This is a genomic window from Rhodococcus sp. NPDC057014 (assembly GCF_042673295.1).
Lineage (GTDB): Bacteria > Actinomycetota > Actinomycetes > Mycobacteriales > Mycobacteriaceae > Rhodococcus_F.
Genome location: NZ_JBHUSF010000351.1, coordinates 1 through 9199, shown reverse-complemented (window position 1 = coordinate 9199; position 9199 = coordinate 1). Strand labels below are relative to the sequence as shown.

The following is a 9199-nucleotide window of genomic DNA, read 5'->3' as shown; positions in this document are numbered from 1 at the left end:
CACAACGCATCCGGAACCAGCCTCAGTGACAACTCATCTACCACGCGTCACATTATGTCCCACACGTCACTTCATCCACATGAGACACGCTCTAAGGCCCGTCTGCCACGCTTCGTCGTATCCACGGGGTGAAATCCGAGCGGGGAGGCGACGGGTGGCATACAGCATCAGTCCCGACACCAGGGACACTCGCCTGGACCCCGAGGCCGGCATCAGCACCACCCCGGCCGCCAAGCCCGCCGGCTACCGCACGGCAGCAAACTATGAGAATCGTGCCGCCGACCGCGACGGGGCCCGGGAACTGGACCGGATGGTCGAGGACGCCGCATTCACCCGCGCCCGCAAGGACCTCGAACGAGCCTTCCCTCGGACCACGGTTCCGGAGGTCTCCGAGCGGAAACGCCGGGAGCTGCCGATCCCGGATTCGATTCGCCAGCCACCGAGTTCGCGGCAACGCAAGGCCCGGTCGGTGAACAAGAACCGGGCACAAACCCAGCTTCCGAAGGTCGGGTACACCGCGGTGCAGAACCTGATCACCGACCCCGACCGGTGGGACGAGGTCGGCGGCGCGCTCTCACGCGGGCGGGGCGACGCCCAGCAGTTGGAGGAGACGATGCGCTCCCAGGTCCAGCGTGTCGATCGCGCGATTCAGACCGCGGAACGGTTCAACGACCGCGGCCACATCCTCTACGCCGCAGTCCGCCTCCCGCACACGACACCGCAGGAGGCGGCGAACCTGCCGTCGACCCTGCAACCCGGCTCCCGCCTCGAATTCGACCGGTACACCGGCGCGGCGCATGCCCTGCACGAACTCGATCAGACACTGACCGAACGGGACGTTGTGTTCGAGATCGACACCGGCCGGGGCATGTACCTGGGCCGCTCCGACACGGTCGACGACACCGCGCACCTGCTGCCGCGCGGGATGCGGTTCGAGGTGATCTCCTCCGGCCCGGGACGTTACCGCCGCCCGGATGGATCGATCGGCGAGCAGATGATCGTGCAACTGAAAGACATCACCGACGAGAAGGAGTTGTGATGGGACTGTTCACCGACGGCAAGGGCCGCCCCGAACTGATCATGCACCCGGACATCAAGCTGGGACGCGCACAATACCGGCCCGTCGACGACAAGCCCGAGCCGGAGGAGACACCGAAGCAGCGCGCCCGCCGCGAGCTGAAAATGCGCCTGAGCGCCGAGAAACGGACACGGGAGAAGAAAGAAAAGACCGGAGACACCAACCCCCAGCAGGGGTGACGCCTCCGGCTCATCCTGTGCAACCGCAGTAGACGAGACACTACCTCAGGTAGTACAGCAGTGACGGGACCCGGGGACCTCATGGATCGGCTGTCGCGGGCGACGCCGTCGACGTGCTGGGCGGTCACCCCGGCCGAGGCACTCGATCATCTCGGTTTCCTACTCGAGTTCACCAGCGCGACATGCCGTGGGTGAAACCATCGGCGGCGCAGTCACGTACGAGGCACCGTCCGTGGCCGACGTACTCCGGCATCACCGACGTTGTTCGCAGTGATGCAGCCGTCAGGTCAACTGCCGAATGCGAGGCAGCGTATCGGCAATCTGCTCGAAGAGGGTGGGCCAGCCGCGCCGCAGCCAGGTCAGCCGGCCGCGGTCGAGGTGACCGCCGTCGATCAGGTGTGACAGCCGGTGCTGGTGTTCGGGCACACCGAGCTCTCGGAGCCTGGTGTAGACGGGGTTGACCGGCAATCGGTGTCGGGAGATGTGCGCCCACACGTCGGTGGTGGCCCAGTTCCAGATCGGCCCATACGCCGTGGTGCCGTCCGCGCGGACGATGACCCCGTCACGGAGACCCTTGCGGGTGTAGAGCAGGCGGCGGGCGGTCGATTCGTCGGCCCGCACACCCCACAACTCACCCGGCCCGAGGACCTGATGGGCGCGGCGGGCGGGTTCGGTGATCAGCACCTGGTGCAGATCCACGAACGCGGCGGCGGTCGGCGCGTGGTGGTCCCACAACCCGGAGTCGGCGAGGACAGCGAGCAGCGGCGGATCAGTACGGATACGGTGCAGATCCAGCCGCCAAGTGTGGGCGAGTTCGGTGAGGTAGTCGTAGGTTTCGGGGTAATCGAGACCGGAATCGAAGAACACCACCGGCACATCCGGATCGACCCGGCGGGCCAGGTCGAGAACGACGAGCGAGTCCTTGCCGCCGGAGAACGCGACGTACCCGTCATGCGCGGTCAGGTGCGCCTCGATCCGCCTGAGGATGCCGTCGATGGCGCCCGGACCGGCCTTTGTCGACGGCGCCCGCAAACCACGGAGCACGCTCAGGTCCAGGCCGGGGCCGGCTGCATCCACCACACTTGGCAGGTTACGGTGCCGCCATGACCCTCGCCGCCGACACCGATGTCGTCTGGGCCGCCTACACCGCCGCCGTCGGGCCCGTCGACGCGGCAACGCCCGACGACCGAACGGCGGGGTGCGCGCGCTGCGGCCACACCACACCGGTGATGTTCCCGGTCGGGCAGGTGATCTCTCGGCGGTTCACCGGCTTCGAGTCCTGGACGAACCTGGCCGCCCGGAAACTGTGTCAGGTGTGCGCGTGGGCATACCGAGACCGGACGTTGCGCTCCGCCGCGCATATCGTCACCCGCGATCCCGCCACACTGAGGCCGGCAACCCCAGCACTGCTACACCAGGTGCTCTCCACCACCCTCGGCGCGGACACCGCGGTGATCGTGCCGCTGCGACCCGGCCGCAAACACCTGATACCCGATGCGATCTGGGGCGCCGTCACGATCGACGACACCCACCTCACCTGGCAGGACCACGACGCCGCTCGGCTGGTGGTGATGTCCCGGCTCCGAGGCCACGGCTTCACCGAAACCATGCTCCGCAACAACGCCCCCACCTACTCCGTGCTGCACCGCCTCCCCGCCGATCGCTGGCCACAGGTCTTCGACGACTGGAACCTGTTGGCGCCGTGGCGGCACGCGGACCCGTGGTGGGAAGTCGGCCTCCGCGCCACCCGATAGCACCAGCACACTCCGGCACCGTGACCTCGCCAAACCATCAGCCGATGAATGTCGTCGGACCGTTTCGGCGGCGAACCGATGAGCTCTCGACTCGAGAAAACCCCGTTCCTTCTCTAGCATTGCGGTGATGACTATGTCGGGGGAGAACGCACTGTCAGTGACCGACCGCTGGCTGGCCGCGGTTCCACAGCTACCCGGGCTGACCGACCCCGCCTCGCAGGTGGCGGAGCGGTTGGTGTTGTTGCTGCACTACGGGATCGACTGGTCCGACCGCAACTGGGTGGCCGCCCGCCGCGGCGACTACTGGGACACCCTGCTGCCCACCCGGGTCCGGTTGGCCACCTACAACAGCATCAACCTGCACCAGTGGTGGACCGCCTCCGCCGCCCGGCTCGGCTCCGCCCCGCGCACCGACGAACAACGCTCCGAACTGGCCATGCTCCTCACGAGCGAGCCGCGGCCGGTGCTGCAGGTGATGCGCGATCAAACCACCGCGCTGACGTTGCGGACCCGGATCGTGGCCGACGCGGTCCGCGGCGCCCGCACCGACCACGGGTTGGCATCGTGACCGTCTCGCGGGTGTGGGAGATCGAGATGACCGCGAAATCCCCGATCTCGCACCGCGGGGAGCTGATCGGCACCACCGCGATCGGCCGGCGCATGAAAATTCTCCAAGCCGACGGGGCGGTGGAGCTGGTCCCGGTCATCTCCGGCAACTCCTTCCGCGGCGTACTGCGCCGGATCGGCGAAGAACTGCTGCGCGACGTCCTCGGCTACGAGGGCCAGCTCCCGCTGGCGGTCGCACACACCCTCCGCAACGGCGGCGCGATCGTGAAAACCCAGGCGGAGCCGATCACCGGCCGCCGCCTGCACCAACTTCGGGAACTGATCCCGCAGCTGAGCGTGTTCGGCGGCGCCATCGGCGCGGCCCCGATCGATGGCTGCCTACGCGTCGGCCACGTGGTGCCGATCGTCACCGAAGCCACCCCGATCCTGCGCCGTACCTACGAAGGTCCGATCCCGTCCCGGTTCGATATCGAGGCTCTCGAGTCCTACTCCCACCTCGACGACGTCACCACCGGCCATGCCGGCACCGCCGTCGACCTCACAGCCGGGGCGGGTGGGTCGGGGTCGCCGGTGATGCGATACGACATCGAAACGCTGGCGCCGGGAACCCGCTTCGAATCGTGGGTACAGCTGGTCCGCGGATCCGACCTCGACCACGCCTTCACCGCCGATGTACTGGCCGAGTTCACTCGATCGGGCTGGCTGGGCGGGCGGACCGGGATCGGCCACGGCCAGATCGCCACCACCCTCGACCCACCCTCTGGCGGTGCTCCGGTGGTCGATTGGCGGGAGATCGTCGCCGCACGGCGCGATGAGGCCCTTCACATGCTGCTCTCGCTCCCCGCATGACCCTGCCGATCGCTGCGGGGATGGTGCCACTGATCGTCCGGGCCCGAATGGCCGCCGGGGTTGCGCACGCGGTGCCGTGGGGGATCAGCCTGGACGGGCTCCTCGCCTCGGAGATCCGGGAGAACACCAAGGCCGCCGCCCGGGCATCCGGAACCGACTACGAGCCGTACAGTCTCGACATCGTGCCGGAGGATCTGGACCTGCCGCTGGCGCGCTGCCCCGGCGACGGCGCCGACCGGTGGCATTGGGCGGCGACATTCGCCTGGCCGGAGGACGAGGTCCCGGGCCCGCACGTGCAGTACTGGTCCGCCCGCCCGGATCAGCAGGCCCTGGGCCAGATGGCGGATCAACTGCCTGCGTTGGTGTCCGAACGGCAGGGCCGCTACCGCTCCCGCGTCATGCCGCTCCCGCTCACGGTCTGCCGGCACCTGGTCTGGCGGGCGGTCGGACACCCGGCCGCGGTCGCCGAGCTGCTGACGCCCATCGTCTCGATCGGGAAGAAACGGGGCGCCGGACACGGCCACATCCTGTCCTGGGAGATCACCGAACACCCGGCCTCCGACCCGTGGGAGTTCGCGCACCTGCACCCCGACGGCACACTCGGCCGCACCGCACCCGCGACCTGCCTCCCCGAGCACGGGCACGTGCCGACCGGTGGGGAGGGGCGGATGGGTTTGCGGCCGCCCTACATGCACCCCTCCCGTCGCACACCGGTGCTGCTCCCAGCGACCTGACCAACTTCCGGGAAAAGACATGGGGCCCCGACCTTCCCACCCGGCCCCTCACCGATGCGAAACGGTACTCACCGGCACGGGGCGCCCTGTGGCGGCAAGAAACCCCCTCCCCGGAATGGCCATTGAGGCGGGTTCGGAGAGGGTTTAGCGTAGAAGGTGCGAGCCGTATCCCGTCGGGTCGAGACTTGACACATTCCGGGATACGACTCGCCACTCTACCGAGATTGTTCGCAGGCGAGGCGAATTCCTCGGGTGAGTCAAAGCAGGACGGCGGTGTTGTTCACGTCCCGGTTCCCCAGGTCTGCGACCTCGGCAACCATCGTGGACCACACCGGAATGCGTGAGTGAACGAACACGCACCGTTGCGGTACATGCCGGGTACCGGCATATTCGGGTGCATGCGCAGCCCTGACGGAAGTGACCTCGCAACCCGACGCCGTGACGCTCAGCGAGTGGTACAGCATCTGCGATTTCTTGCCGAAAATTACGTCGATCAGGCGCTCGTCAAGGACGCACTGCTTCGGGGGTTTTCCCAGTCGGAGGTGGCGAAACTGCTTGGCATGAGCAAGAAGACGGTCAATACCCACGCCCGGGTGCCGTTCATGCAATACGCGGCAGCGATCGACTCCCGTATCGATGACCTCTGTCGCACGGACCGAGAATTCTTCGCCTATGTGTGGGGCTCCGATGAGGCAGCGAACGCGGCTGTCGCACGGTGCAAGCAGTACGACCGCGAACGCCTACTGGTGGAGTCCGATGGCTGAACCCCCACGCCTACGCTCGGTGGACACGTCTCGGCGGTTTCTCGGGACCCGGGTCCGTGGCCAGCCGATTGCCTGGTCCAGCCGCTGATCCGTGTCCGTGACGCGGACTTCCATCAGAGCGAGCCGACAGACCGGCTGGCTTCATCCAGGTGGGAATGGAGTGTGTCCGAGTGCGCGGCCACGGTGCAACTCGTCCACTGCGGCCGCTGCCGATTGTGGGTTACCCAGCCTGGGACCCGCCTGTGGCGGTTGTGGCGCGCACGCTCCTGTTGTTAATAGGATGCTTTGACACGCAACGACAAAAGGTGGGGGATTCCATGTACGACCATGACCCGATGGGACGGATCAACATTCCGGCCCTGCGTTTCTTCATGACCTCGGCGCGCGTCCTGATCGGGGCGGCGTTGCTGCTCGTCGTCGGGGGCATTGCGGCGCTCTTCGTGCTGAACCTGGAAGGGTCGTTCACGGCGAGGTTGGTGGTGGGCGGTCCGGCGGTCATTCTCCTACTCGGGGGTGCCGCAGCACTCACGCTGTCGCGGTCGAAGCTGACGGAATTGCGATAGCCGAAGCGCCGTTTTCACAGATCACCCGCCGTCCGTCCAGGACGGGCGTGACCGCCGGTTGGTTTGTCCGGATCACGGCCGAGGACGGGGTCCTCCCGCCGGCAAACCGGCCGCCCGCGAGGGTGTGCGCGCGTTCCTCACCGACAACCACGCATCGGTGCGCATCAGGGCGGCCACCGTCCAACTGGTCAGAGCCGGCAAGCTCTCAGATCCGGGCGACATTGATGCGCGAAATGCAACGGAGGAGTGCACAAGATTAAGGTGACTGAAGCGTATCGACAGTATGTTCGCGACTGCCTGTCATCCTCGCCCGCCGCCGGGTTGCGGTGATGCGTTAGCGTGTCGGCACACAGGTAGGGGGAGTTCATGTTTGCTTGGTTTCGTCGGCCCGGACGATCCGCACGAGGGGAATCGTCCGCGGAGCGCGATGAGCGGTTGATCGACGAGGCGCTGGTGGCGGCGCTGACCGGTGACCGGCGCGAGGACTACATCGAGGCGTTGCTCGAGCGGGCCGAGGTCATGAAGGAATTTCACGTCGACGGCATCCGGTCGTGTTCTCGCGGCGTCAAGCCTTTGGGGCAGCTGGTGCGCTCGCCGGAGGAGATCCGAGACGAGACAGCCTCTTTGCGCAGGCAGCTGAGTTCGCGTTAGAGGTGGGGCATGGACCATGAGGAACAGGTCGCCACCCACCGATCCACGGAAGCCCCGCAGATCAGGACGGTGACGGATCACCGGTCTGGGCAGTGGGTGGCGACCTGTTGCTCGTCGCGACAGTCACAGTAGATCCTCCCTCCGACATTTAGCCTCGGAGGGAGTCCGCCGGCGGGCCACCATCGGACGGCATCCCCGGAGGAAGCCCATCCGCAGGGACCGTTCCTGCCGTTGACCAGCTGCATGATCAGCACCAGTCGTGAGGTCAGGCAGTGGTGACGATCCGAATCTCGGGATCGCCGTCACCGGTGCGCATCCGGTAGTGCGGACAGCCGACGATTTGGTGGGGCACTCGGATCGCCTGCCGGTCGGTGTCGAGGTAGAGCCGGTACGCCAGCTGCCCGTCCCGGTGCTCGCTGGTGTCCGGGTCGACGGCGCCGAGGAAATACCCCTGCGCGGCGTCGATGCCGGCGAAGATCGCCCGCGCCCACTCGTTCGGTTCGGCGGTGGGCAGATGCCGCGGCAGGCCCGTTGCGGCGTCGACGATGTGTATGAGCACGGTGACCACGAACCCCGAGACCGCCGGCGCCCACTGCTCGGCCGCGACCTCGAACATCGCGAGCGATGTGCAGATCCGCAGTTCGACATTGGTGCCGGTCCGGGCCGGGGTGGTGATGATATGCGGGTGCGCCGATGGCACCAGTGTGGTCAGTAACGGCAGCGCCTGGTGGTCGTGGGGGATGTTGTCGGAGGGAGCGGACACCAGCAAAAGGCTACGGGTTCACCCGTTCACGGAGTTCCGGGCGATCACCCGCACGGCGGCAACAGCACGTGCTCGTGGACACGAATGTCCACAATCGGTGTGTGCGCTGCGCTGATTCTCGGGCCGGGTAGGCGGCCGCGGCCGGGATCAAGGCTTGCCGCTGAGTGTCGCCGAGACCACCGATCCGTCGGGGCTCCGCGAGGGAGGGGGACCTCGAGCGGCTATGCGGCCTTCACCCCGAACCTGGCTGCAACCGAGGACCGACAGCTACTACTCGAACACATGTTCGAAGTACGTGTTACGCTCTCCATGGCGGGGCGGGTGGAGGCCAAGCGCCTCGGGAAGCATCCGCCCCGCGCCAACTTCAGTGTCGAGGTGAGACCGATGGACAGTGTGATGAGCAAGGCTGATGAACTCGATCGCTTGGTGGGCGAGCTGGTGACTCTGGATGAGCAGCGCGTGTGTATCGGTACCCAGCTCGTCGATCTCGAGCACTATTTCCGCAAGGCCGGCTACCCCGGGTTGTCGCGGCGTGCGCTCGATGCCTTCAGGACGCGGTACCTGGGGCGAGTCCTCGAGCTCGCCGACGGGATGCGCGAATAAGTGTGGACCCCACCCGCGTCGGCCTGACCGCAAGGCCGTATTCGCGCGATGTCATGTCGGTCGCGGTGTGTACTCTGTGCGCAGTTCCGGGAATCCTCCCCCCAATTCGATTCTCGGAACCCCCCGCCCCGGCGTCACCCCCCGACGTCGGGGCACCCCAATGCCCGGACATCTCGCCTGCACGCCGCCCGTCGGCGGCCGCGGTCCCGCGGCCCGGCGAGGTCACCTCCGGCATCCCCGCTGATCGTGCCGTCAAGGTCTGTGCCGGTGGCATTGTGCGGTGCGGCTACCCGCGGACGTGTCACGTGTCTCCGGGCATGGTCACCGCGATTTCTGTCTCCATTCCCTGGCACTGCAGTCGTCACGACGCGAGGCGGGCCGTCCCAGGTGCTGTGCCGCGACGGGCGATCGGGACGCCATCGCGTGAGCGGATGGGGTTGGTGACGCCCGTGGCGGGCCCGGTGTGGGCTGATGGTCAGCCCACGCGGATGCCCTGGTCGGCGAGGAACTCGCGGGCACGACCCAGCTGGCGGTCGGTGGAGAAGGCGTACCACTGGTCGGCGAGGCCCTCCTGATGGACGAGGTCCCGGAACCGGTGAAACGCACCCTTGCCCTCGATCGCCCACTCCAGCCGCTCCCGTAGCCCCGAATCATGCTGCCGCTGGGCGAAGGCCGCCATGTCCCGCCACCCTTC

Annotated in this window: 13 protein-coding genes and 1 pseudogene; 11 read left to right on the top strand and 3 right to left on the bottom strand. The window is 67.3% G+C overall.

Annotated elements, in window-relative coordinates:
• Positions 1-154: 154 nt before the first annotated feature.
• Genes ACFTZB_RS39015 through ACFTZB_RS39005 form a run of 3 tightly spaced genes read left to right on the top strand, consistent with a single transcriptional unit; the run spans position 155 to position 1452 of the window.
• Complete coding sequence (locus ACFTZB_RS39015; RefSeq protein ID WP_378440280.1) at positions 155-1039, top strand: hypothetical protein; 885 nt, start codon at positions 155-157, stop codon at positions 1037-1039.
• Complete coding sequence (locus ACFTZB_RS39010) at positions 1039-1257, top strand: hypothetical protein (RefSeq protein WP_378440278.1); 219 nt, start codon at positions 1039-1041, stop codon at positions 1255-1257. Before ACFTZB_RS39015 ends, ACFTZB_RS39010 begins: the two co-directional genes overlap by 1 nt.
• A gap of 60 nt (positions 1258-1317) precedes the next feature.
• The gene (locus ACFTZB_RS39005) at positions 1318-1452 is read left to right on the top strand and encodes a hypothetical protein (protein WP_378440276.1); all 135 of its coding nucleotides are present in this window, start codon (positions 1318-1320) and stop codon (positions 1450-1452) included.
• 87 nt (positions 1453-1539) lie between these two features.
• Here ACFTZB_RS39005 and ACFTZB_RS39000 read toward each other — a convergent pair whose 3' ends face one another.
• The gene (locus tag ACFTZB_RS39000; protein ID WP_378440274.1) at positions 1540-2337 is read right to left on the bottom strand and encodes a phosphoadenosine phosphosulfate reductase family protein; all 798 of its coding nucleotides are present in this window, start codon (positions 2335-2337) and stop codon (positions 1540-1542) included.
• Positions 2338-2360: 23 nt separating this feature from the next.
• Here ACFTZB_RS39000 and ACFTZB_RS38995 point away from each other — a divergent pair, with 23 nt between their 5' ends.
• From ACFTZB_RS38995 to ACFTZB_RS38965, 7 genes are all read left to right on the top strand, one after another.
• Positions 2361-3011, top strand: coding sequence for a hypothetical protein (locus ACFTZB_RS38995; RefSeq protein WP_378440272.1), 651 nt, complete (start codon positions 2361-2363; stop codon positions 3009-3011).
• A 133-nt stretch (positions 3012-3144) separates the two neighbouring features.
• Positions 3145-3579: a hypothetical protein gene (locus ACFTZB_RS38990; protein ID WP_378440282.1), complete on the top strand. Its 435-nt coding sequence runs from the start codon at positions 3145-3147 to the stop codon at positions 3577-3579.
• Entirely contained in the window at positions 3576-4427 is an 852-nt protein-coding gene (locus tag ACFTZB_RS38985) for an RAMP superfamily CRISPR-associated protein (RefSeq protein ID WP_378440270.1), read from the top strand. Before ACFTZB_RS38990 ends, ACFTZB_RS38985 begins: the two co-directional genes overlap by 4 nt.
• A complete protein-coding gene (locus tag ACFTZB_RS38980) occupies positions 4424-5161 on the top strand; it encodes a hypothetical protein (protein WP_378440268.1) in 738 nt (245 codons plus the stop codon). The genes ACFTZB_RS38985 and ACFTZB_RS38980 overlap by 4 nt, the downstream gene beginning before the upstream one ends.
• A gap of 452 nt (positions 5162-5613) precedes the next feature.
• On the top strand, positions 5614-5925 hold the full coding sequence (locus ACFTZB_RS38975) for a hypothetical protein (protein WP_378440266.1): 312 nt from the start codon (positions 5614-5616) through the stop codon (positions 5923-5925).
• A gap of 317 nt (positions 5926-6242) precedes the next feature.
• Positions 6243-6488 (top strand): hypothetical protein, encoded by a 246-nt coding sequence (locus ACFTZB_RS38970; RefSeq protein ID WP_378440265.1) that lies wholly within the window; start codon positions 6243-6245, stop codon positions 6486-6488.
• 435 nt (positions 6489-6923) lie between these two features.
• Positions 6924-7139 (top strand): hypothetical protein, encoded by a 216-nt coding sequence (locus ACFTZB_RS38965; RefSeq protein WP_378440263.1) that lies wholly within the window; start codon positions 6924-6926, stop codon positions 7137-7139.
• A gap of 265 nt (positions 7140-7404) precedes the next feature.
• Here the strand turns inward: ACFTZB_RS38965 and ACFTZB_RS38960 are convergent, their stop codons facing one another.
• Positions 7405-7902: an N-formylglutamate amidohydrolase gene (locus tag ACFTZB_RS38960; protein WP_378440261.1), complete on the bottom strand. Its 498-nt coding sequence runs from the start codon at positions 7900-7902 to the stop codon at positions 7405-7407.
• Positions 7903-8184: 282 nt separating this feature from the next.
• Here ACFTZB_RS38960 and ACFTZB_RS38955 point away from each other — a divergent pair, with 282 nt between their 5' ends.
• Positions 8185-8505, top strand: a complete 321-nt coding sequence (locus tag ACFTZB_RS38955; RefSeq protein WP_378440259.1) for a hypothetical protein — start codon at positions 8185-8187, stop codon at positions 8503-8505.
• Between the two features lie 475 nt (positions 8506-8980).
• Here the strand turns inward: ACFTZB_RS38955 and ACFTZB_RS38950 are convergent.
• Positions 8981-9199 (bottom strand): annotated as a pseudogene (locus ACFTZB_RS38950) (hypothetical protein); the annotation flags it as partial.

Bases quoted from the DNA above. Each gene is read 5' to 3' on its own strand.
- ACFTZB_RS38955 (WP_378440259.1), top strand. From the start codon at position 8,185: ATGTTCGAAGTACGTGTTACGCTCTCCATGGCGGGGCGGGTGGAGGCC.
- ACFTZB_RS38970 (WP_378440265.1), top strand. From the start codon at position 6,243: ATGTACGACCATGACCCGATGGGACGGATCAACATTCCGGCCCTGCGT.
- ACFTZB_RS39010 (WP_378440278.1), top strand. From the start codon at position 1,039: ATGGGACTGTTCACCGACGGCAAGGGCCGCCCCGAACTGATCATGCAC.
- ACFTZB_RS38995 (WP_378440272.1), top strand. From the start codon at position 2,361: ATGACCCTCGCCGCCGACACCGATGTCGTCTGGGCCGCCTACACCGCC.
- ACFTZB_RS38990 (WP_378440282.1), top strand. From the start codon at position 3,145: ATGTCGGGGGAGAACGCACTGTCAGTGACCGACCGCTGGCTGGCCGCG.
- ACFTZB_RS38980 (WP_378440268.1), top strand. From the start codon at position 4,424: ATGACCCTGCCGATCGCTGCGGGGATGGTGCCACTGATCGTCCGGGCC.